The sequence below is a fragment of the Microcystis sp. 49638_E5 genome, assembly GCF_021300285.1.
GTDB lineage: Bacteria > Cyanobacteriota > Cyanobacteriia > Cyanobacteriales > Microcystaceae > Microcystis > Microcystis aeruginosa_C.
Genome location: NZ_JAJTDH010000013.1, coordinates 1 through 22,773 on the forward strand (window position 1 = coordinate 1; position 22,773 = coordinate 22,773).

Here is a 22,773-nt window from a genome sequence, read left to right on the forward strand (position 1 = left end):
GCAGGGGGGACTTAGACAAAATCAGTATAGCACAATAAAAGTTAAGTTAACAAGATATAGTTTAAAAAGCCGTCCTAAAAGGACGGGGCTTTAACCCAAAATTTCGGTAAATTTCGGCGGAATATGCCTAACCCAATTCCAGTGGTAATTTTGGCACGATTGGCAGTAGATACTTCTTACCAAGGTCAAGGTTTAGGATGCGGTTTATTTCGTGATGGTGCGCTACGGGTTGTTAAAGCGGCTGATACCATTGGTATTCGGGGAATTATTGTTCATGCTATTTCAGAAGAAGCTAAGAATTTTTATTTGGCTTTAGGTTTTGATGTGTCTCCTCTTGAACCGATGACGTTGATGATTACTCTTAATGATTTACGCGCTTGTACTGCTTAGTGCGCTACAGGGGCAACACGGGGTCAACCACAGGGGGTTTGCCCCTACAGGTACGTTTAAGTCCAGAATAACTTTGCTTATGGCCTCATGAACGAGATATTTGCCCTGATACACTTTACTTAGATTCAGTTAAACTAAAATGATCATCATCTTGCTTGTTAACTAACGAACAATTGACAAACTGATGATCATATTATACTAAATTAGGTATCAACCTTAATCATTAACCCCAACATGGGAGATAAACCCATTTACTGGATTGGGACGTCAAGGGAAGATATTAGAGATTTTCCTGAAGACGCAAAGCGTAAAGCAGGTTTTCAACTGAGAGCTATTCAACAAGGAGAGAAACCCAATGATTTTAAACCCATTCCCATTATTGGTCAAGGAACAGAAGAAATTAGAATTTGGACAGGAGAAACCTACAGAATCTTTTATGTAGCAAGGTTTAAAGAAGCGATTTATGTCCTTCATGCTTTTGGTAAAAAAACACAGAAAACCTCGAAAAAAGAAATTGAATTTGGACAACAATGTTATCAACAAATGATTCAATTTAGACAACAATTACAGGAGGGATAACCATGACACAATCTAACCCTATTGAAATCACTTTTGGTAGCGATAACATCTTTGAAGATTTAGGATTTAACAGTGAAGAAGCAACTAACTTAAAAATTAGAGCCGATTTGATGTTAACCTTGCGGTCTTTTATCCAAGAAAAAAGATGGACACAGCAAGAAGCCGCCACTTTTTTCGAGGAAACAAAACCGAAAATTAGTGATTTAATGAATGGAGAAATTAGCCGTTTTACTGTTGATAAATTACTCAGTCTTTTAGATAAAACGGGAATAAAAGTTAAACTCGAAATCTTCACCAAGTAACTTAAAATCATCAACAATTGACCATAAACAAGGGTTACATCCACATGGGAAAAGGATTTAATTCATCTTCCGTTAAAGCTTCTTTTAACCATCCCATGCTAACAGGAACATCATACAATCTTCCTGTCCCTAAACGCTTCCACATATGACGCATTCCGGGGACAATGACTTTAGCTACTCTTAAACCAATATCAGGACGAGTTTGGTCTAATACTAACATTTCCATCCCTTTTGACTCAATCTCTATAATTTGATTGATTAATTCATTTGTTCTACTTAAGAGATTACGCCATTATACCATAAAGTGACCCTTTAAATCTAATATAAATCTAATATAAATCTCATATAAAAGTTAATATTCTGCTCAAAAAAATATATTAGAAAAGTATTAACTTTAGAGATTGCCATTACCCAAAATAAAACTTATTCTGGTATCAAAGGTGATTAAACAAATCACTTTTAACCCAAAAAACCTGATTTTTCTGGAAGAAACAAATTATGAACACTGTGACTATGGCTGTAACCAATCAATTAAACGCACCCGTAGGTGGTTCTTTTCTTGTAAGAAATAGTGGAGGATATGTTTCTCGCTTTTCAGTCTCTTACAAATTTGAAGGCCAAGATTTTAGTAAAGATAGTGGAGAGTTTACTGCAGGTGTTAACAAATCTATCAGTATCCCTGCAGGTGCTACTGAAATTCACTTAAAAGTTGAGGAAGCTTGGTTTATTGGTTCTTGGAGTACTATTTTTACTCAAGATTTTAATAGCCCTGTTACCAAATGTTATGAGATATCTGGAACAACACTTAATCCTAGTTGGAAAGAAATCTCTTGCTAATGATCGCCTAAAGTTAGAAACGAAACCCAACATTATTCGTTCTTCCGAACTTACACTGTAGAAAATTCCTCAAGCTCCCTCTGGGGTTAGCAATGCTCTAAAGCTGATAAATATTAATCTAACAAAAACTCAAAGCTTTAGTGTACAAACTTTACAAGGGTAAGTTGCTGATAGTTTTACATGACAAGTTTGGAAGAACCACATTATTTAAGGTGTGTTACTATGGTGACATACCTTTTATCTATCTGTCATGAGGGCAGCTTATCCATTTCTGGCTCAGATCGGTTAGAATTGAAAAGTTATCAGCCTGGAAATTCGTTTTATCCTCGCGCTCATAATAAAATGTAGAACAAGCTTCTAGTTTGTCAGGGATAAAATACCTGTACTTTGTTAATTCTCTATGTACCCTATAATGACCATTAAGCCTTAAACTAGGAGAAAAACTGATGGAAAAATTGATCCAATTACATATTGAAAAGCTACCCGAAGGATTCTATTTAGCAACCTCCGATGACTTACAGGGATTAGTTGCACAAGGGAAAACCCTTAAAGAAACCCTAGAAATTGCCAGAGATGTCGCTCATCAATTAATCGAGGCTAAAAAACAACGCAATCAAATTGATAATTTAAAAGATATAGAAGATGATTTTTACTACCCTTTAGTTGTCTAAACAGATTAAAATAAAAAATGGGAAGATTATCAGGATTTCGGTATCGTGATATTATCAAAAAACTTAAAAAGCTTGGTTTTGTTTTAGATCGCCAAGCCGCAGGTAGTCACGAAATTTGGTACAATCCAGAGACAGAGAACTATACAACAATTCCTAATCATTCTGGTGATCTACCAGAGGGGACTGTAAGAGCTATTCTCAAACAGGCTGGCATTAGTCCAGATGATTTTTTACAAACAAAATAAAAACTTAATTTGTAACCATTCAGTTATAATGTCCCCTATTCCAAAGCATTACATCCACATGGGAAAAGGATTTAATTCATCTTCCGTTAAAGCTTCTTTTAACCATCCCATGCTAACAGGAACATCATACAATCTTCCTGCCCCTAAACGCTTCCACATATGACGCATTCCGGGGATAATGACTTTAGCCACTCTTAAACCAATATCAGGACGAGTCTGATCTAATACTAACATTTCCATCCCCTTTGACTCAACAATTCGCTGACAAAATTTAACATCCTCTAATAAATCATCACTAGCTAATTGTAAATAATCATGACTTTTTTTCGGTATTATTTTACTATCGGGAACTAAATAAGATTGATTGCTTAACCTTGCAGTTTGCCACCATTTAACCGCCAAAGGATCAGCAGAAGAATTATAAATCGTTGTCCCATCTTCCTTAAAAGATAACACATTCGGCAAGATTTGATTAACCTCAGTTAACGCCCGACTAATAGCAATTTTCGGGTCAAAATGCGCCCCATACCCTAACAAAATGTCCTCCACTTCCCGCTCCTTTCTCGGACTAATAGCGGCAAAACAAGGGATATTCAAATCACTGGTAATATCTAACACCCATAGCTCCCGATTTAACGCCTCATAATATTGCTTTAATTGCTCAAAATATGGCTCATTAAAGCTCTCTAAATTAACGGAAGGTTTAACTAATTGATTATACCACCATAAGGCCACACAATCTCGTTCCACTAACTCCATAAATCCTTGTAAAATCGCTTCCTCTATCGTATTTCCTGCGGCGCAGCCATTAGAATCAGCCCAACAATCTAAGGGTTCAGATTGAGGATAACCATAATAACAATATCCTGTCGGTAAATACTTAAAATCTTGAGCAGTTAAAGACCATACAGGAGTCCAATCAATGATTCTAGTTTCATCAAAAGGTTCAGGTACTTTTTGAAACCATCCTTGATTATTCCCATTCCATTCTTCTCGATGTTCATATTGTTTTTGACTAAAATTCATACATTTGTTAGGATGAATAGCTTTATCTCCTAACTCTTGATAACTGGCTTTTTCTCTGATTTCATTCCCTTGAAAAACCCCCGAATACCGCTCAATAGCTTCACAAAATCCACTGGCTTTTGCTTGACTATCTGTACGGCCTTTTCCCGCACTTCTACCTCCAATATTTTGCCGTAAACTGTCTAAATCATCAAAGACACTGCGAAAATGATGTTTAGCTACATAAGTATGAACTAAAGCATTCCCTTGTATCTTATTTAATTCTCGCACAATTCCCGTAATAGAACCGATATGATGTTGATAGGTTCTTAAGGTTTCTTCAGGAGAACAAAAACGATGTCCACCATCACTGGTAAAAGCCTTTTTCCGATGTCCCAAAACCACGGGTAAAGGTGTTTTATTCAGAGAATATCCACAACTAGGACAGTTCGGACGTTTAACTAAAATATGCTCTTGAAATTGTAAATTTAAAGTATCATAAGTCATTAGTATTCCTTCTAAACGTTGATTTTTACCTTGAATAATCCACTTAAAAACCTCCATAGCCGTCAGATTTAAAACCGTCTGTATTGTCGCTGAAGAAAACCCTAAAGGGGAAATTAAAGAAATCTTATTTTCTCTCTGTCTAATGATAAATTCCTCCACGGGACGATTATCTCGTAATCGTTGAGCCAAACAATGCCAACAACCAGTTTTATCGGGATCAAATAAGGGACCAATCCAGGCTAGGTTTCCCAGGGGATTAACTAATAACCAAGGCTTGTGCGAGGCTAAAGCTTGTTGATTAATACTCTCTAAATCGGGATGAAGATAATTATCGGTTAAAATAATGGTTAAATCCCCTTCATCTGCGACTTGAACTTGCAAGGAATTTAAAATATTGATCAAATCTTGCTGGGGAATTGAGCCTAGGCTTTTAACCGTAACCTTCAGAGATTGTAATCGTTCAAAAGCTTGGGCTTGAGAAACCTGAAGATGATGGCATAAAATTGCTAAATTAGACGATAATAATTCTTTTTTTTCTAGTAAAAACCCTCGTTTATATAACTGAAAAATCGCTTTTTGAATTGCCAGACTATAATTAATAATCACTGCGAAGGAATTAGCATTATTGGGATTGATTTCTTGATTTTGTAAAAATTCTAACTGAAGAATATCAATAATTTCATCAAGATTACGTTGACCATCGATTAATCTGACTAAACGATAATAAAGCGGCTCTTGAAAACAGATTGATTCTCGCTCAGATAGAAAAAATACCGTATTTGGTTCTAAGGTTTCAATTGAATAGGCAGGATTCCAATCAAGCTGGTTGAACACAATTTTTACTCTCTTTTTAGTTAAGGTTGATGATATACCTATAATATAAGGTTGATAGCAGTTATCTTAATGGTGAGGGGCGAAGTTTTCGTTTTCGGGAACAGGGAACGGCGAGGGAGCAGCCCATTTATGCCAAAATATAAAAGCGATCGCTAAAAGTGATTAAATTTATGCAATATGATACCAAATCCGCTTTTAATAGCATGATTAACTCCCAATCCAACTTTAAAAACCCAGTTATGGATTGTTTCCCCCTGCTCCGCAGCTCCGGCACTCCCCAATCTCCTCTACCTTTTAAACAGGATTTGCTATCAGACCCCTAATTTCTTCCCTGCCTAAAATTTCCCAATTTTTCGGAATAAATTTGAGTACCAAAATCAGGGTAAATAACCCAAATATCAACTTAATAAAGTTTTAATAGACATTTAAGCCCTAATAGATCAATCTTACTTTTTTTAAAGCCGATATGCTGCCTCGCTCATCCTTTTCAGACTTGAAAACTGGCTATTCTGTCAGGGGTTGGCCGTGAGAGGGGTCAATTTTCAAGGATAATTTGTAACAGAGTGTTGAAAATTCCTTTAATCTTAGTTATGAGCGATCGCCCACCAGAACTAACCCTAGCCGACCAGGCCCCTGCCAACCACGAATGTCGCTCCTGCGGCTACGTTTACGACCCCAGCAAGGGAGATAGTAAAACCAACACTCCCGCTGGAACCCCCTTCGAGGAATTGCCAGAAACGTGGCGCTGTCCCGTGTGTGGTGTGCGTCGTTCCCAATTTATCAACATCGGAGCTAAAGATGCTCCTTCGGGATTCCAAGAAAATCTTAGCTATGGTTTTGGAGTCAACCGTCTCACTCCTGCACAAAAAAATATTTTGATTTTCGGGGCTTTAGCGCTAGGATTTGTTTTCTTTATTAGTTTGTATGGTTTAAACTAACTCAAGCACTCATTATCTTTAATCTAACGGCTCTTGTGGCCCTGTAACCGTTCGGGTACAAACCTTAATCCGTCCCGATTCCTTGACCAATACCTCTGAACCATTGATGAGAAAACTGAAACAATTCGTAATAGTTCTAGCTGTAGCCTTTTTCTGCTTTAGCTGTAGTAATGTGCCATCCCTGAGCAGTAGTCCTTGGCAAATCCTCACCCTCGACACTGACTCCACTTTTGCCGATATCGCCTTTACCGACGACCCGCAGCACGGTTGGTTAGTGGGGACAAAATCTACCCTCTTTGAAACCAGCGATGGGGGGGACAGCTGGCAGCAAAAAGTCCTCAACCTTGGCGACGAAAAAGTTAGCTTTAGCGCCGTCAGTTTCCACGACCAAGAGGGTTGGATTGTCGGTAAACCCTCGATTCTTCTCCATAGCGAAGACGGGGGCAGCAGCTGGTCTCGTATCCCCTTAAGTGAAAAATTACCCGGTTCTCCCTACGGAATTATCGCTCTGAACGACAAAACCGCCGAAATGGTCACGGATTTAGGTGCTATCTACCGCACCAAAGACGGAGGCAAAACTTGGCAAGCTTTAGTGGAAGGTGCTGTGGGTGTGGCCCGGACAATTGTTCGTTCCCATGATGGTAAATATGTGGCCGTTTCCGCACGCGGTAACTTTTATTCCACCTGGGAACCGGGGTCAACAGAATGGCAACCCCACAATCGTCTTTCTTCCCGCCGTTTACAAAAAGTCGGTTATGGTGAAAAAGGGGAACTGTGGGCCCTGGCCCGGGGTGGTCAACTACAATTTACTAGCCCCAATGATCTCGATACATGGGAAGATAAGGTATTCCCCGAGTTTTCCACCAGTTGGGGACTTTTAGACCTCAACTACCGCAGCCCCGAAGAAATTTGGGTCGCTGGTGGTAGCGGCAATCTGTTGGTCAGTCATGACAACGGCCAATCTTGGCAAAAAGATCGCGCGGTGGAAAGTGTCCCCTCCAATCTCTATCGAATTGTTTTTATCAATTCCGACAAGGGTTTTGTCTTGGGACAAAATGGGGTTTTACTGAAATATAATCCCCCTAGCGAACCGGCCTAAAACTTGTCTCAGGGTCAACAAAGTCTCTATTATAGAGATTGAATTTTTCAAGTCCTATCATTCCGAGGAGAACCGTCCATGTCAGGTAGTACCGGCGAACGTCCTTTTGGCGATATCGTTACCAGTATTCGTTACTGGATTATCCATAGCATCACCATCCCCATGCTCTTTATCGCGGGTTGGTTATTCGTGAGTACCGGTTTGGCTTACGATGTTTTTGGCACTCCCCGTCCCGATGAGTATTACACTCAAGAGCGTCAAGAATTACCGATCATTAATGATCGCTTTGAGGCCAAAAATCAAATCGAGCAGTTTAATCAGTAGTTTACTTTAATTAAGGATAAAAACAATGGCTAGTGGTAATCCCAATCAACCCATTTCTTACCCCATTTTCACCGTTCGCTGGTTGGCAGTTCATACCTTAGCGGTCCCCACTGTCTTCTTTATCGGTGCAATTGCGGCAATGCAGTTTATTCAACGCTAGGAGAACAATTATGGAAAGAACACCTAATCCGAATCGGCAAGCCGTCGAGTTAAATCGTACTTCTCTTTATCTAGGTTTACTCCTAGTTGCTGTCTTGGGAATTTTATTTTCCAGCTATTTCTTTAACTAATTAGTCCCGATTCATTGTCATCGCAATTAGGAGGTGTTATTCATGTTCGCAGAAGGTCGTATTCCTTTGTGGTTAGTCGCCACCATCGCCGGTCTAGGCGTTATCGCTGTGCTTGGTCTTTTCTTCTACGGAGCTTATGCCGGTTTAGGTTCCTCTATGTAATTCCATTACGGGTAATTTCCCCCAGCAAAAAGCCGTTAGTTATTTCTATAACTAGCGGTTTTTTCAGTATTCGGTGAAAAGTAAAGCTCGATCGAACTTTAATACCAAATCCGGCTCTCCCAGCTTTGGTGGGTAAAATGTATTCTAAGATACATTTCTCAAGAGCGAGGGGGTGGAACGAACCACAAAGACACAAAGGACACAAAGATCGATCGATCCTATGTCAATTAAACTTATCACACAGAACCTAGAAGAGCCCAAATCCGTTTTTAATAGTGTGATTAACTCTCAAGTTATCAATGGTTTCTCCCTGCTCCCTTCTCCCCACACCCCACACCCCACACCCTACCCCCACGAAAAACTTTTTCAGCAGACCCTAATTAAAAAAAGGAGTCAAAGACTTGACTCCTTTAGTTATATGGATGATTTAGCTAAAACTAAACCTCTTGTTTACGAGTGCTAAGATCACCCAATTTTTGGAATAAACCGAATTCCACTTGTTCTTCCAGATCTGGATCGACCCCGGCGAATACGTCGCGGTAGATGGTACGAGAACCGTGCCAGATATGACCGAAGAAGAATAGTAAAGCAAAGACAGCATGACCGAAAGTAAACCAACCTCTTGGAGAAGTGCGGAATACCCCGTCAGACTTCAGGGTTTCGGTGTCAAACTCGAAAGCTTCACCGAGTTGCGCTCTACGCGCAAATTTCTTCACATCAGCAGGATCGCTGAACACCTGACCATCGAGAGAGCCACCGTAGAAAGAAACGGTAACACCACTTTGTTCAATACTCAGTTTCGATTCCGCACGACGGAAGGGAATATCAGCGCGAACGATACCTTCCGAGTCAGTCAGGACAACGGGGAAGGTTTCAAAGAAGTTAGGCATCCGACGCACGCTAAGGACGCGACCTTCGCCATCTTTGAAAACAGGGTGTCCTAACCAAGATTTAGCGATACCGTCACCGCTATCCATGGCACCAGTACGGAATAAACCACCTTTAGCGGGGCTATTACCGACATAATCATAGAAAGCCAGTTTTTCGGGGATTGCTTGGTAAGCTTCGGCGATGGTGGCTCCATTGGCGATGCTGGCCTCGACGCGACGCTCAATTTCTTCTTGGAAATAGCCTTTATCCCATTGGTAACGGGTCGGGCCAAAGAGTTCGATCGGGGTGGTAGCATTACCGTACCACATGGTTCCAGCCACGACGAAAGCGGCAAAGAAAACAGCGGCGATACTGCTAGAAAGCACCGTTTCGATATTACCCATTCTCAGGGCTTTATAGAGTCTTTCGGGGGGACGAACGGTTAAATGGAATAAACCGGCGATAATCCCGACGATACCCGCAGCAATGTGGTGAGCTACCACACCCCCGGGGTTAAAGGGGTTAAAACCAGCCGGTCCCCATTCGGGAGCTACGGGCTGCACATGACCAGTTAAACCGTAGGCATCGGAAACCCACATCCCGGGACCCCAAAGGCCTGTTTGATGGAAAGCACCGAAACCAAAGCAAAGTAAACCGGATAAGAACAGGTGAATACCGAACATTTTCGGCAAATCGAGGGCAGATTCGCCCGTGCGGGGATCGACGAATAATTCTAAATCCCAGAAAACCCAGTGCCAAACGGCCGCTAGGAATAGCAGACCAGATAAGACGATATGAGCGGCGGCAACGCCTTCAAAAGACCAGAAACCAGGGTCAACACCAGTTTCGCCGGTGACGCTCCAGCCACCCCAAGAACCGGTGACACCTAAACGGGCCATGAAGGGCAGCACGAACATTCCTTGCCGCCACATCGGGTTTAATACGGGGTCACTGGGGTCGAAAATAGCAAGCTCATAGAGGGCCATGGAGCCAGCCCAACCCGCTACCAGTGCGGTGTGCATCAGGTGAACGGAAATTAAACGGCCCGGGTCGTTGAGAACGACTGTGTGTACTCGATACCAAGGTAGTCCCATTGACTACGCTCCTCCTATTGACAATTTAGTGTCCACTTAGACGCTTTTTATATTCAGGGTCAAAATATAAGCCCAACACTCTCGACGGTTAAGTGCAAGAGTTAGCCGACCTACATTATCCCTTGAAAAGTGTATCTATTCTAAAGAAGTGTAACTATTGTTAGAACAGATTTCAAGTCTTTGCGATCGATCTTCCGCCAGAATATTCCAGATCAGGGTGTGGGGTGTGGAAATTATGAATTATAAATTATGAATTATAAATTGGGGAGTGGGGAGAAAAAGGCTGCGTCCTAACTCCTAACTCCTGATCACTGATAACTGATAACTGATCACTGATAACTGATTACTTCCTCAGTAGTTCTTCGGCATTTTGCAGGATTTCGAGGACTTGTTCGGCACTAATCAAGCGTTTTAGCACCACTTGCCCGATGGTGGGGACAGTATCGGCAATTTCTGCACTCTTGGGGGCAACTTCCACCATAATCACAGCTTCTTCCACCTTATAAAGCCATAAAACCTGTTCTCCCTCTAAAATACCGATATTTAATCGCTCTATCTGCGGTGGTCGTCGCCAACTACTCGCATGGTCCCACAAACCGCCAAATTCCCACACCCGTCCTATTGTCCAACCTGCCGTTAAGAAAAAATATTTCACTTTGTTACTCAATCTAGAATCAATCTCTAGCTTTCTGGCTTAATTAGTTTTCAGCCGTCAAATTTTATCAGCTTTTTAGCCCTCAGCCATCAGCCAGAAAAGACAATAGGCAATAGGCAAAAGACAAAAGTCAGCTTTGTTCTCCCTGCTCCCCGCTCGTCAATTCATAATTTATAATTCATAATTCCCACTCCTGTCTCCTATGACGGCTAATAGCTAGTCAACGTCCCGTTAATTTCACCACCCCAATGCCCCCAAAGTATAGACCCAAGACCGCCCCTGCTAACAGGGATTGGGTGAGAGGATCTGTGGAAGGGGTTAAAATCGCGCCTAAAATCACCGCCCCCAAAACCACGAAACGCCAACCCGATAACATCGTTTGCGAGGAAATAATGCCTAAAAAGCTCAAAATCAATTGAATAACGGGAATTTGAAAGGCGATGCCGGTACTAAACAGCAAAAGTAAGACAAATTCAAAATAGCGCTCGATCGACCAAGCTTGTTCGACCACTTCCGCCCCATAACTGACAAAAAAGTTTAAAGCGGCGGGAATCAGGGCAATATAGGCAAAAAATAAACCGGCAAAAAATAAAACACTCGATCCTAACACTACCGGGACAATTAAACGCCGTTCGCGACGGGTTAACCCCGGCAGCACAAAGAGGATAATTTGCAAGAGAATGACGGGACTAGCCACCAGTATGCCGCTATATCCAGCTACTTTTAGGGAGACGAAAAAAAATTCTCCCGGAGCTAACTGCAAAAATTTTACCCCTTGGGCGGGGACTTCCAGCACTTGTACTAGGGGTTTAACGAAGATAAAACATCCCACCGCACCCACAGCCACGGCAATTAAACTATAAAAAATCCGGCGCCGCAACTCCTCCAAGTGGTCAAATAAGGACATTTCCACTTCTCCGGGTAACTCATCGAGGAATTCAGGACTGTCTGGGGGCGGGGTTTTTACTTCTGTCGATGACATGGCTTTGGCTCGATCGTTCTCTACTCAAGCCTTTATCCTAGCATTGATAACCCTTAGCTATTAGCCGTCAGCTATCAGAATCATTCCAACATCGTCGGGTTTGCTCGGTGACAGGTTGCCAATCGAGTTTGAATTAAGTGGAAAATTCTCCCTGATAGCGATCGCACTATTCTCAGGGTTCAGGTGGAATCTGTAACTGCAAGTCTTCAATCAGTGACGGGATTTCAGCCTGAACCACATCCCATACAATATTGAGGTTGACATCATCATATTCATGTACTAACCGATTTCTCATTCCATTAATTTCTTGCCAAGCAATGTTGGGAAAGGTCTGGCGGGTTGTTTCGGAAACTCGTCTGGCTGCTTCGGCAATCACCAATAGCCGTCGAATGACTGAATCTTGAAGCTGCACATTGGCGACGAACTCAGCTTTTGAGCATTGAGCCGTGTAGGTCATGATCAGTTCTGCGGATTGCAGTATATCAAGCAGGAATTGAAGATCCCGTTGCATAAATCACCTGGGCAGAGGAAAGAATTTCGTGGCGGCGTAAATAGTTACGGCTAGTTTCAATACCTTGACGGGTAATCAGATCAATGTCTCGGTGAAACATCGTTTTTAACTCTGCTTCCATCTGATCGAGGCTGCTGAAGGTGGGGTGTGCCTCTGGGTGAAACTGCACCATAATATCAATATCGCTGTCCGGGCGAAAGTCATCGCGCAGGACAGAGCCGAAAAGGGCAAATTCGGTCACTTGCCAGCGTTGGCAGAAATCAGCAATTTTTTCCGTCGGCAGATCGATGGCACCTCTCAAGCGGGCGACTGCCGCTGCCTCAGCTAAATCCATTGCTTGTTGGTGAAACGTTTGAATCTGGCTCATTGAAGTAAGGCTCCTCCAGGATTCTGTTTTGTGCTAACGACAGAGATCGGGCGACTGAACTCCACCACAATGATATAGGCTGGCAACCCTTCTGGGTCAGATGCACCAGTTTGTTCGATTTTCTGCTTGACTCTGGCATTAATTTTACTGCGATTGCCGTTATTGCCCCACAGAAACTAGAGGCTCAATTTTACCTTAAATGTCGGCTTGAAGGAACTCTCGGTTTTACCTCGGAGATGAAAGGTTACGCCAATATAAAACAGCACTTCGACAGGCTCAGTGTCCACACTTCAACACATTTCGACAAGCTCAATGTAAAGGCTCAGTGACACGAAGCACAGCTAAAAATAAGCGACCCTGTTGCAATTCTTGCCCCTCTATTTTAACCTAAACATTGGGAATCTTCGCTAACATTCCTCAACTGAGACCACCAGAGCGGCATCGCACTCTAACCCACAGTTTCAATAAATGTACATGGTGCGTTCCCCAAAAATCGATCGGTGGAGCAGTAGGAGTCACATTAGGGAACGCACCCTACAAGAACGGCGATCGCACTGGGAATTGATTTTGCTGATGGCAATGTGTTATTCATACTTTTATCCGCCCAACGTTCCTGTTATGTTGCCTGCATAGAACTCATTTTGGCTTCATCCAATCTTTGAGAACAGCCTTACCAACACTGACATACGGATTGTCCAAAAACTCCTCAATTGCAGCTTCACCACCCGTTTGTAACGCACCGACAACACGACGCTTGAAACTAGGAGTGGTTTCATCACTCACGTAAGCCACCTTTTCAGCTTCAGTAACGCTTGGATTAGTTTGTTCTAGCTGTTTGAGAAGACGCTGAATCTCCGCTGCCGCCTCAGCAAGAGTCTGCTTTTGATCTAATTGAACGAATGTATTGTTGTCAGATCCAGCATATTTGCCAATAGCAGTACCTTGACTAACATTGTAATAGTCTCCCTCAACACCTAATCTTATTCCTCCTAGAAGACTCCCAATCTCGCTCTTTAGACCTCTAATCTGTTCACGTAGTCGAAATTGATCAGGTACAGAACTTGTAGTCATTAATTCTTCTTCTAGTATCTTTAGGTCTTCCAAAAGCCTTTGTTGACGCAGGGTTTGAATATCTAAAATACTTGAATTTTTGTTAGATCGTTCTTCTGTTACTATACTTGCAGTCTCAGATTCTTTTGGCGGAATGGATGAGTCAACTGCTTTCAAATTTCTTACTCGTTTCTGTTCACTCCAAGCCACAAAAGCAGTACCAAGACAAAAGCTTAGTGCTATGACAAAACTTGAAGGAGCACCTCCAGCAAATAGTAACATGAGGACAAAACCTATGAATACAGCCACAGTCTGCTGAACTAAGGAAAATAAACCAGCCTTAGCCTCTTCATAGAGATTTAATTCATTATGATTTCCCTGAGCCATGCTTATTACCTCCTTTTAATCCACGCAGATCTACCCAGAAGCGCCCAATGATTCGACCGGCTAGAATAATCCATAGGCAAAAGTCAGATGTGATGATTATAAAACAAGCATAGCGCGATACGCCCAACGGGTTTTCTTGCAGGCATACGTCAAAACCAGAAAAGTCTTTACCGATAATGACACGACCGATGAAACTTGGAAGTTGTAACAAAATACTAAGAGCGATCGCATCTTGTACCGAGAGATAAACGGCTCTCCATAAATCCCCCATTAACCCTCGACCTAAAACATCTAGGGGTTCCCAAACGTTCAGCAACAAGCGTTCTGCTCTTTTACCCGTCTTGGTTTTGAGTTCTGGAAGATTCGGATCTGGCTTTGAAAGAGGTTGAGGGGGTTGCTGACTCATCTAAATCATTTCGGCTCTTCTAGGTTCTGTGTGGTCAGCTTAACTTACCATAGAAGCGATCGATGCTTTTAACTTAACCAATTAGGTTTTAGATTTGTCCCTTGTTAAGTACCTAAGCAAAATTAATTACATACATCTAACCACCTCTTGCCTCTTGCCTCTTGCATGAGTGCCTTTCTTCACTAGGAAATTAATTTTGCACGACTACTTATCAGATGTGGGTTTTCAGTTCACCGATTACCGATGACTGTTTACCGATCACTGAACAAACCCCACACCCCCGAACATTTGTCAAGACTCCCAGCGAAAAATCTGGGTTTGTTCACACAGCTTAATTAAGAGTTGTAACTTTTAATGAACAGGAAGGGAGTCTAGGGCTGAGAGCTTGCTATAGTGAATCCTAGCCGTTTTTTCACGGCTCGTCATTATCAAGTCAGAGCCTTTACTCGTCTCAATCATCATCCCAGAGTAAAATCAATAATCCCTATGGTCAGCACGATCCAAAAACCAGAATTCGAGGAAATCCGTCCAGGTATAAAAGTTCCCGCCAAAGAAACGATCCTCACTCCCCGCTTCTATACCACTGATTTTGAAGCGATGGCGGAAATGTCGATCGCCGCTAACGAGGAAGAACTGAAAGCGATTTTAGAGGAATTCCGTACCGATTATAACCGGCATCACTTCGTTCGCAATCAAGAATTCGATCGCTCTTGGGAGCATATTGATGGCGAAACTCGTCGTTTATTCGTGGAATTTCTGGAAAGATCCTGCACGGCTGAATTTTCCGGCTTTCTTCTCTACAAAGAACTCGGCAGACGTTTAAAAAACAGAAATCCCGTCCTCGCAGAATGCTTTAACCTCATGTCCCGGGACGAAGCGCGTCACGCTGGGTTCCTTAATAAGGCTTTATCGGATTTTAACCTCTCCCTTGACTTGGGATTTTTAACCAAAAGCCGTAACTACACCTTCTTTAAACCGAAATTTATCTTCTACGCCACCTATCTTTCCGAAAAAATCGGTTATTGGCGTTATATCACCATTTATCGTCATCTCGAACAACATCCCGAAGATCGGGTTTATCCGATTTTTAACTTCTTCGAGAATTGGTGTCAAGACGAAAACCGTCACGGGGACTTCTTCGATGCGATCATGCGTGCGCAGCCTGATATTCTTAATGATTGGCGCGCTCGTCTCTGGTGTCGTTTCTTCCTGCTTTCGGTCTTCGCTACGATGTATCTCAATGATACTCAGCGTTCTGGTTTCTACGCCATTCTCGGTTTGGACGCTCGCGAGTACGATAAGTATGTAATCGAGAAGACCAATGAAACCGCCGGCCGCGTCTTCCCGATTGTTCTTGATGTGGATAGTCCTGAATTTTATGATCGCCTAGAGATTTGTGTTCGCAATAACGAGGGATTACGGGCGATCGATAGCGAAAACAGTGCCGCACCGGTTAAATTCCTGAAGAAATTGCCTATCTTCGCCTCTAACGCTTGGCAATTTCTCAAATTGTACCTGATGAAACCGATTCGGGTCGATAAATTAGCCGGTAGCGTCCGTTAAAAAGTTTGTTTTCTTGAGACATGGTGAGGGTGGGTGAAACCGCCCTTTTTTTGTCGATAAAATTCTTAAGAAAATCCTCTAACATTTCTATCCTCGCTAGACTGGATCCTAGGGGTGTGAACTAGGTTTTTACTTTTTACTTTTTACTTTTTCCTGTCAAAAATATGGCTATTTATAGTGAATTACCCACAGGACAACGTCTCTATCTCGATAATCAAGGGCTGCAGACGATTGTAACCCTCGCTAGTGGTGCAGTGGGACAACAACAGCAGTCTAGCAGTAGTTTTGCCACGGGAGTTTGGACAAAAGAACCCCAAATAGAGATAATTCCCCAAGGGGCGATTATTGAAATTATCACTGAAACCGGACCCCACAGAATCCAAATTCAAGGAAGCAGTATCGGTTTTTCCTCTCCTCATACCTCTGGAGTTTCTCAGTCCTCTCAATCGACCACTGCTACCAGTTTCTCCTCCTCACCGATGCAACCAATGCAACCAATGCAACCGATGCAACCGATGAAAATGGGCAATATGTCGATGAATTTTGCCCCTATGGAAATGGAGATGGGAGATATGAAAATGAGTATGGGAGACGCAAAAACCGTCAGTAAAACGCGATTTTGTAGTCAATGCGGGGCAAAAGTAGCGGCAACCGATCGCTTTTGTAGTAGCTGTGGTCATCAGTTACAGTAATAAAACCTGTTTAGCTAAATCTATAACTCCTTTTCGGGCAAAATTTTGGGGAGCATCTCATTTATGCAGGTGAGTAATTATACTTGTCACTAAAACTGTTTTCTAGCAAGGCTTTCAAAATAGCTTGACATAAAAACCTGATTTAAAGGTTACAAAGGTGAGATGCTCCCAAATTTTGTTTATATTAGCTAAATTTACCCGCTTCTAACCAGATTCGTCCACAGCGATCAAAAAGTTTATCGAATAGGGAATTGGCTGTGCCAAAGTAATAAAGCAACCGGTGTAAAGATCAGTTGCTCTGGAGAAGAACTGTATTTCAAGGGGGAATTGCTGAACTGCCCAATTGTGCTATACTGAAACCCATAACTCAAAATAGCGTTTGTTAAGTCGAGGTGTTAATGCAAGCAATGACTCCTATATACATAGAACGCCCTCCTATCGAGGAGACCTGTCGTCAGGCAATTCAAAATCCTGGAGGCCTGATTCGTATTAAAGCTCCTCAAAAAATGGGCAAAACTCTCCTACTAAGAAAAACTCTAGATTATGCTAGAAGCCTTGGATACCGAACCGCTAGTATTGATTTCTCGGAGTGGGGTCTGAATAATCCAATTTTTGATGATTATGAACAATTTCAGAAGTCACTGTGTATTGAAATTTCTAAATGTTTACAAATAGAGGATAAGGATATTGAAAGGAATATTTCTGAAACTTGGGGAATTAGATTAAGTCAGACAAAACCTACAAACTATTTTCAGGATTATTTACTTAGTCAGGGAGAGCTAGTCGTTGGCTTTGATCGGTTTGAGGTTTTATTTGATAAAGTAAATATTTTTGAGGATTTTTGTTGTTTGTTGCGAGCTTGGCACGAAAAAACAGAATTACAGTGGCAAAATTTGAAATTGATTCTTGTTAATTCAACAGATGACTACCCAGTACTTGATATTAATCACTCACCATTTAATGTTGGCATAGGAGTGGATGAATTAACTGGATTAACTGGATTTTCACCTTTACAAGCAAAAGAATTATTGAAATTTTATCTACAGGAGGATTTCAGTAGGACTGATGAGCTAATCTTGAAGGATTTTGTTGATTTTGTGGGGGGTCATCCTTTTCTTTTAGATGAATCCTTCAAGTATTTACGAAGAAACCCGACTCAAACTTTACAACAAGTAAAGGAGGAATCTCCTACAAAAACAGGGATTTTCAATCATCATCTTGGAGAAATTCTAGAAACTCTATCCAAGGAGAGCCACGAATATCTTAAAAATGATTATATTAAAATAATTCAACAATATCCAAACTCAGTAGATTTACCTCAAAAATCTGCATTTAACTTGCGTAGTTTAGGATTAATCAAAAACGCTGATAATGGTTGTTTCGTTTCAAGCTGTGATTTATATCGTTTATATTTTATTTCTTCTTTATTTATGCAGGAAGTTGGTCAACTGCTAAGTGACATTTCCCCTGATATTACTGAGGAAGAAGCAAGAACACTTGTTTCTAATAGATTAAACGACAATCTAAAACTAGGAAATAATAAAAGCAAATGGTCTCTTGTTTTAAGACGAAATTTCTTCAATAGAGATCGATTGTTTCAGTCTAGCAGAGCTGCTTTTTTTGCCGTTGTTGACTACTATATTACAGATAGTCCAGTGGGTACAGCTGTTTTAGCTTTTTTTGAAGAATGGAGCAACTACTAATAACAGCCTCAGCCATCAAACCTTCTCTTCTATAAAATTTCTCTTGTATATAGCGTTTCTCGCATCTGTGCGGCACAGTTAAACCTTTGCTGATTAAGCTGTTCAGGATCGGGAATGTACCTCTTGTGAATCAGAAATGCTATATATTGCTCAATTACTTTAATTTCAAGTTAAGGAGTTAAAAATGACAGATAATTTGACAGATAATTTGACAGGCTTTACCTTTGGCGGTGGCTTAAAGGCTGGTAATCCAACTTATGTTGATCGGAAATCAGATGATGAGTTACTTGAAAAATTAACAAAAGGCAACTATTGCTATATATTAAATTCTAAACAGACTGGAAAATCCAGCTTACGTATTAAAATTGTTGATCGTTTAAAGAAGTGTAATCCCAAAGTTGATTCTGTGATCATCGATCTAAGTGGTTTAGGAATACCAAAGATTAATTGGGAAGGCTGGTGTTTTACAATCACTCAATCGATAGCTGAAGCTGAAAGTTTGCAAATCATGACAGGGAAAGAACTGAACAAATGGTGGAATGATTTTGGAAATAATGTACCCCCATTGCAACGACATATAAATTTTCTTGAAGAATATGTACTTAAGCAACTAGATCGAAGAGTTGTGATTTTTATTGATGAAGCAGAGTGTCTTTTTTCATTTTCTGAACCTGCGAACACCGATGCTTTTTTGGCATTTATTCGTTCTTGCTCTGAAAAAAGAGAGCCAAGAGATGATAATAATCCTTATAATCGCTTGACTTACTGCATAGTGGGAACAACTTCCCCTAAAAATTTCATTCGGGATCCTCAATCTACTCCATTTAATATTGGTCAGGCGATCACCCTGGAACCGTTTAAGTTAGATGAGGTTCAACCATTAATAACAATGCTGGGTGAAAAGTTAAAAACACCAGAAAGCGCATCTAAAGAATTAATGAGAGAAATTATTCATTGGACTGGAGGACAACCTTTTTTAACTCAAAAACTTTGTCATCTTATAGTAAAAGAACGTCAAAGTAACCCGTTTACTACTGTTGAACAAGTTGTAAATTTAAAGGTTATTAATAATTGGCAAACTCAAGATGAACCTGTTCATTTTCAAACAATAGAAAAACGTCTTTTGGATAATGAAGCAAAAGCTTTTGATCGGCTTGGGCTATACAAAGGAATTTTGGAAAATGGGCAGATAGACTATCAAAATACTTCTGAGCAAATAGAACTAACTTTGTCTGGTTTGGTTTTAGAAGATGAAGGTCAATTAAGACTTTATAATCCCATATATAAAGAGATTTTTAATCTAAATTGGGTTGAACAAGAGAAAGCAAAACTGCGTTTATATATTGAAGAATTTGAGAATTGGGAAAAATGGGAAAAATGGAAAGAAACTAATAATCTGGCTTATGATCTACAAGAACGTTACTTATTGTACGGAACCAAATGTGATCGGGTACAGAAATGGAGGATAAAATTTAACGAGGATAACGGGAAGCTTTATGAAAAAGAAGGTAATTTTTTGGATCGATCGAAGACTTTTTGGCGAGAAGTCAAAGATTTATTTTCTGATTTACAGATCAATGAAGGGACGATGGAAAGTATAATTCAATCGGCCAATGATTTGACAGGAGGGTTACATAAATTCAATAGAATAGTTTTTCATATTGCTAAAAACAATAACGTTGTGGATTTACAACAGGATGAAGTTCAAGGTTGGCTAGAAAATTTAGTTTTATCAAATTCCTCAAACTTAGAGCTTTTTAAAGAATATGATCTATTTCGTCAAGATCGAGACCAATTTTTAAATCGAGATGACAGTTTTGATTTAATTTCTCTCTTTGAAAAAATTGCTCAAAAGGAGCCGATTCTCTTTGATGAAAAAAATCCACAACATCGTAAACTAAAAGATATGTGTTTTATAATTCTAGATAAGGAGCATAATTTAAGAATACTCAACAAGATTTATGAAAAAATTCTAGATCAAAACTGGATCAAGGAAGTCATGGCGGGACTCCGTCCCTATAAAAAAGCTTTTCGAGGTTGGCAAGATTCGGATCGTCAAGAATCATCTTATTTATTACAAAATAATGATCTAAAACTGGCCCTAGAATGGCTAGGAAAAAAGCCCACACCTAAATTAGAGGAAGGAGAGATTGAATTTGTAATGACCAGTTTAGTGGCGGAAGTCTGGACAACTGCTTCACCTTCTGTTCAATCTGAAGCTGTTTCATTGATCACAACTTCTCGACCATCATTACAAGGGAAAAATAACTACTCTGACTTTCTACTCCGAGAGATTTTACAATGGACAACCTCTCAAACTGCTGCCTTAAAAAAGCTTTTAGAATGGGTAAATGAGTCTGATATTCCTGTCGAAAATATCCGTAAATACCTAGAATTTCTTGTTAGATCGCAGATCAAAAACTGGAGTTATCAAGAACTATTTGACTTTGCTCTTGCTCCCCATAGCTCTTACCCTGAGAGAGAACAAAGAATTTTTATTACCTTCGACCAATACTGTCTTGGGGAAATAGACCAATCTCAAATCCAAGAACCCCTAAAAGAATGCGGAAAAATACTTGACAAATATCAAAATTTAAACGAAAATGATTTTCAGGAATTAGTATTTAACTTCCTCAAGACTAAAATTGCGAGAATCTCTCTTATGACACAACAACGACCCGAACAAGAAAAACTTGATGTTCTTCTGGACGAGACTGTTACCACCTCAAAAGGACACCTAAAATCAATCCTTATTTTTAATCTAGAGAATGGACTACCGCTGTATCACAATAAACGACTCAAATCTGATGATCCAGAGCTTTATCGTGCTCTTTTTGCAGACGGTGGTGATGCAGTAGGAGAAGCAATTGAAGGATTTGAATCCCTCAGTAAGATTCAAGAAGCTTTAGATAATTTTGGCAAGGTAACTGCCTTTGGCAATCTCACATACTCAATTTTTAAATTGGCGGAGGGAACGATGATGGTTTATTTTGTCGAACTAACAACACCTTTTGCTATTTGCTTTATCGCTCCTGATGGAATTAATTTAGGACTGGTCGTAACACGCTCACAAGCAAAAATTAAGAAGATTAAAAATGAGCTAGAAGAATTAGGTTTTTAGTCTTTTTTTGGTTGCTGTTTTCATTTAGATATATTTACTATAAAGGAGTCAATTTTATGGTCATTCTCGCTGGCAAAATTGCAGGTGATAAAAGCGAATTCGGTCTTTTTACTCACAAAAAAGATGACTCTCAAAAAAAAGTGATGCTGGATGCCTTAATTGCCCATGAAACTTATACAACTAAGGATTATGCTCAAGGCTTGGAAAACATGATAGAGACATTTTTAGAGCAATATTATTATGGGCAATATAGTGATAATGAAGATATTTATGGTGCTTGTTTTGGTATAGCAGGACCTGTTGATCATGGCGAGGCTAGAGTTGATCGCAAGGAATTTAAAGCAACTTTTACAGAGCATGACTTCAGACAAAAACTTCCCTATAACAATGTTCCTGTCTCTTTTATCAATGATATGGAAGCAATTGGCTATGGTATTTTTTTGGGAAATGGAGAAGAGCAGCTAAAAGAACTTTATCCTGGTAAATCTCACCCAAATCCTGAAGATCGCCGAGTATTAATGCTAGTGAGTGGAGGTTTAGGTCAAGCATTATGGTATAGCCATGATGAAAAAAAAGGGTTAAAACCAATCTCCTCGGAAGGTGGTCATGCGGACTTCGGTGCTAGAATAGATAAAGATTGGGAACTTTTACAATTTCTGAAAGAACTGAAACAAGAGCAGGGGGATAATAGTCCCGTTAGTTATGAGTATGTTCTTTCTGCTCCTGGTTTAACCAGAATTTATCATTTTTTTCAAAGTCTTTCTGAATGGGAAAATCAGCCAAATATCAATGATGCTGATGCTATCATTCAAGCTGCCCAGGAAGGGAATCCATTATGTAAAGAAGTTTTGGATTTTTTTATCTCTATTTGGGGAGCGCAAGCAGGGAATTTGGCTCTTACCTATAAAGCCAGTGGCGGAGTTTATATTGGCGGTATTGATATTCCCATTGAAATCTTGAAAGAAGGCAAATTTATCAATGCCTTTATTGATAAAGAGGGAAATTTCAAAGCTTATAACGAAGGCATTTCTGTTAAAGTTTTTCAAGATAACAGCATTGTCATGTGGGGGGCAGCTCGACACGCTATTGAGGCGGGTTTTGTAACTAATGGTAGATTTGCAATTATGAGGGCAAATCAACAAAAAGGGCATTGAATACCCTCACAATCAAGACAACTTCTAGGATTGTC

The 22,773-nt window shown here is 40.5% G+C and carries 26 protein-coding genes; 17 read left to right on the plus strand and 9 right to left on the minus strand.

Annotation, left to right across the window (positions count from 1 at the left end; translation table 11 throughout):
* The first annotated feature begins 123 nt into the window (after positions 1–123).
* From LW728_RS05580 to LW728_RS05590, 3 genes are all read left to right on the plus strand, one after another.
* Positions 124–390 carry a GNAT family N-acetyltransferase gene (locus LW728_RS05580; RefSeq protein ID WP_287669871.1) on the plus strand — a complete coding sequence of 89 codons (267 nt, stop codon included), beginning with the start codon at positions 124–126 and terminating at the stop codon, positions 388–390.
* A 234-nt stretch (positions 391–624) separates the two neighbouring features.
* A complete protein-coding gene (locus LW728_RS05585; RefSeq protein ID WP_287669873.1) occupies positions 625–969 on the plus strand; it encodes a type II toxin-antitoxin system RelE/ParE family toxin in 345 nt (114 codons plus the stop codon).
* Between the two features lie 2 nt (positions 970–971).
* Positions 972–1,271, plus strand: coding sequence for a helix-turn-helix domain-containing protein (locus tag LW728_RS05590; protein WP_287669875.1), 300 nt, complete (start codon positions 972–974; stop codon positions 1,269–1,271).
* 34 nt (positions 1,272–1,305) lie between these two features.
* Here the strand turns inward: LW728_RS05590 and LW728_RS05595 are convergent, their stop codons facing one another.
* Positions 1,306–1,530: a YcaO-like family protein gene (locus LW728_RS05595; protein WP_312675946.1), complete on the minus strand. Its 225-nt coding sequence runs from the start codon at positions 1,528–1,530 to the stop codon at positions 1,306–1,308.
* Between the two features lie 239 nt (positions 1,531–1,769).
* On the opposite strand from LW728_RS05595, the gene LW728_RS05600 reads away from it, so the two are divergent.
* The 3 genes from LW728_RS05600 (at position 1,770) to LW728_RS05610 (ending at position 3,024) form a co-directional block, all read left to right on the plus strand.
* A complete protein-coding gene (locus LW728_RS05600) occupies positions 1,770–2,108 on the plus strand; it encodes a thiol-activated cytolysin C-terminal domain-containing protein (RefSeq protein ID WP_152606973.1) in 339 nt (112 codons plus the stop codon).
* 446 nt (positions 2,109–2,554) lie between these two features.
* Entirely contained in the window at positions 2,555–2,779 is a 225-nt protein-coding gene (locus tag LW728_RS05605; RefSeq protein WP_045357927.1) for a type II toxin-antitoxin system HicB family antitoxin, read from the plus strand.
* Positions 2,780–2,796: 17 nt separating this feature from the next.
* On the plus strand, positions 2,797–3,024 hold the full coding sequence (locus LW728_RS05610; RefSeq protein ID WP_045357929.1) for a type II toxin-antitoxin system HicA family toxin: 228 nt from the start codon (positions 2,797–2,799) through the stop codon (positions 3,022–3,024).
* A 48-nt stretch (positions 3,025–3,072) separates the two neighbouring features.
* Here the strand turns inward: LW728_RS05610 and LW728_RS05615 are convergent, their stop codons facing one another.
* Positions 3,073–5,370: a TOMM precursor leader peptide-binding protein gene (locus LW728_RS05615; RefSeq protein ID WP_287669882.1), complete on the minus strand. Its 2,298-nt coding sequence runs from the start codon at positions 5,368–5,370 to the stop codon at positions 3,073–3,075.
* 590 nt (positions 5,371–5,960) lie between these two features.
* Between LW728_RS05615 and LW728_RS05620 the strand changes: the two genes are divergently transcribed.
* The 6 genes from LW728_RS05620 (at position 5,961) to LW728_RS05645 (ending at position 8,183) form a co-directional block, all read left to right on the plus strand.
* Complete coding sequence (locus tag LW728_RS05620) at positions 5,961–6,308, plus strand: rubredoxin (protein WP_002736293.1); 348 nt, start codon at positions 5,961–5,963, stop codon at positions 6,306–6,308.
* Positions 6,309–6,414: 106 nt separating this feature from the next.
* Positions 6,415–7,407: a photosynthesis system II assembly factor Ycf48 gene (locus LW728_RS05625; RefSeq protein ID WP_004163934.1), complete on the plus strand. Its 993-nt coding sequence runs from the start codon at positions 6,415–6,417 to the stop codon at positions 7,405–7,407.
* 78 nt (positions 7,408–7,485) lie between these two features.
* Positions 7,486–7,731, plus strand: coding sequence for a cytochrome b559 subunit alpha (gene psbE, locus LW728_RS05630; protein WP_002749269.1), 246 nt, complete (start codon positions 7,486–7,488; stop codon positions 7,729–7,731).
* Between the two features lie 25 nt (positions 7,732–7,756).
* The gene (gene psbF, locus LW728_RS05635; protein ID WP_002736175.1) at positions 7,757–7,891 is read left to right on the plus strand and encodes a cytochrome b559 subunit beta; all 135 of its coding nucleotides are present in this window, start codon (positions 7,757–7,759) and stop codon (positions 7,889–7,891) included.
* Between the two features lie 10 nt (positions 7,892–7,901).
* Positions 7,902–8,021: a photosystem II reaction center protein PsbL gene (gene psbL, locus LW728_RS05640; protein WP_002735805.1), complete on the plus strand. Its 120-nt coding sequence runs from the start codon at positions 7,902–7,904 to the stop codon at positions 8,019–8,021.
* Positions 8,022–8,063: 42 nt separating this feature from the next.
* Entirely contained in the window at positions 8,064–8,183 is a 120-nt protein-coding gene (locus LW728_RS05645) for a photosystem II reaction center protein J (protein ID WP_002736108.1), read from the plus strand.
* Between the two features lie 437 nt (positions 8,184–8,620).
* Here LW728_RS05645 and psbB read toward each other — a convergent pair whose 3' ends face one another.
* The 7 genes from psbB to LW728_RS05680 form a co-directional block, all read right to left on the minus strand.
* Positions 8,621–10,147 (minus strand): photosystem II chlorophyll-binding protein CP47, encoded by a 1,527-nt coding sequence (gene psbB, locus LW728_RS05650; protein ID WP_002735904.1) that lies wholly within the window; start codon positions 10,145–10,147, stop codon positions 8,621–8,623.
* Between the two features lie 343 nt (positions 10,148–10,490).
* On the minus strand, positions 10,491–10,802 hold the full coding sequence (locus LW728_RS05655) for a hypothetical protein (RefSeq protein ID WP_002749272.1): 312 nt from the start codon (positions 10,800–10,802) through the stop codon (positions 10,491–10,493).
* Positions 10,803–11,022: 220 nt separating this feature from the next.
* Positions 11,023–11,784 carry a twin-arginine translocase subunit TatC gene (gene tatC / locus LW728_RS05660; RefSeq protein WP_002783793.1) on the minus strand — a complete coding sequence of 254 codons (762 nt, stop codon included), beginning with the start codon at positions 11,782–11,784 and terminating at the stop codon, positions 11,023–11,025.
* 172 nt (positions 11,785–11,956) lie between these two features.
* Positions 11,957–12,295 (minus strand): HepT-like ribonuclease domain-containing protein, encoded by a 339-nt coding sequence (locus tag LW728_RS05665; RefSeq protein WP_002752016.1) that lies wholly within the window; start codon positions 12,293–12,295, stop codon positions 11,957–11,959.
* On the minus strand, positions 12,267–12,629 hold the full coding sequence (locus tag LW728_RS05670; protein ID WP_185239748.1) for a nucleotidyltransferase family protein: 363 nt from the start codon (positions 12,627–12,629) through the stop codon (positions 12,267–12,269). Before LW728_RS05670 ends, LW728_RS05665 begins: the two co-directional genes overlap by 29 nt.
* 669 nt (positions 12,630–13,298) lie before the next feature.
* Complete coding sequence (locus tag LW728_RS05675) at positions 13,299–14,099, minus strand: hypothetical protein (RefSeq protein ID WP_287765624.1); 801 nt, start codon at positions 14,097–14,099, stop codon at positions 13,299–13,301.
* Complete coding sequence (locus LW728_RS05680; RefSeq protein ID WP_172963183.1) at positions 14,080–14,505, minus strand: hypothetical protein; 426 nt, start codon at positions 14,503–14,505, stop codon at positions 14,080–14,082. Before LW728_RS05680 ends, LW728_RS05675 begins: the two co-directional genes overlap by 20 nt.
* A 486-nt stretch (positions 14,506–14,991) precedes the next feature.
* Here LW728_RS05680 and acsF point away from each other — a divergent pair, with 486 nt between their 5' ends.
* The 5 genes from acsF to LW728_RS05705 all read left to right on the plus strand — a co-directional run bounded on the left by acsF (position 14,992) and on the right by LW728_RS05705 (position 22,738).
* On the plus strand, positions 14,992–16,068 hold the full coding sequence (gene acsF / locus LW728_RS05685; protein ID WP_002752007.1) for a magnesium-protoporphyrin IX monomethyl ester (oxidative) cyclase: 1,077 nt from the start codon (positions 14,992–14,994) through the stop codon (positions 16,066–16,068).
* 164 nt (positions 16,069–16,232) lie between these two features.
* The gene (locus LW728_RS05690; protein WP_287765627.1) at positions 16,233–16,760 is read left to right on the plus strand and encodes a zinc ribbon domain-containing protein; all 528 of its coding nucleotides are present in this window, start codon (positions 16,233–16,235) and stop codon (positions 16,758–16,760) included.
* Between the two features lie 398 nt (positions 16,761–17,158).
* Entirely contained in the window at positions 17,159–18,463 is a 1,305-nt protein-coding gene (locus tag LW728_RS05695) for an AAA-like domain-containing protein (protein WP_287765630.1), read from the plus strand.
* Between the two features lie 184 nt (positions 18,464–18,647).
* Positions 18,648–21,584 (plus strand): AAA-like domain-containing protein, encoded by a 2,937-nt coding sequence (locus tag LW728_RS05700; protein WP_287765633.1) that lies wholly within the window; start codon positions 18,648–18,650, stop codon positions 21,582–21,584.
* Positions 21,585–21,640: 56 nt separating this feature from the next.
* Positions 21,641–22,738, plus strand: coding sequence for a glucokinase (locus LW728_RS05705; protein WP_002735893.1), 1,098 nt, complete (start codon positions 21,641–21,643; stop codon positions 22,736–22,738).
* Positions 22,739–22,773 lie beyond the last annotated feature (35 nt).